Here is a 360-nt window from a genome sequence, read left to right on the forward strand (position 1 = left end):
CTGGCGAAAGATATTATTTTTGCAATCAACAAAGTGGCCGATAAGGTTAATCACGATCCGAGTCTGGGCGGCAAGCTGAAAGTGGTCTTTATTCCGGATTATCGAGTCAGCCTGGCTGAGATCATTATTCCGGCAGCCGATGTGTCGGAGCAAATCTCAACAGCCGGTAAGGAAGCATCATGCACGGGGAACATGAAACTGGCGCTGAACGGTGCGTTAACCATCGGCACCATGTATGGCGCGAATGTCGAGATTCGCGAGGAAGTGGGCGATGACAATATCTTCATCTTTGGCTTGCTGGTGGACGTAGTGCTTGAACTCAAGCAACAGGGTTATCAGCCGTACCGTTATTATGAGTCC

1 protein-coding gene is annotated in these 360 nt (G+C 49.7%); it reads left to right on the plus strand.

Going from position 1 to position 360, the window contains the following annotated elements; translation table 11 throughout:
- On the plus strand, positions 1-360 hold a 360-nt coding region (locus ACYP03_RS24800), incomplete at both ends, for a glycogen/starch/alpha-glucan phosphorylase (RefSeq protein WP_459782498.1).

Source organism: Photobacterium sp. R1, assembly GCF_054600795.1.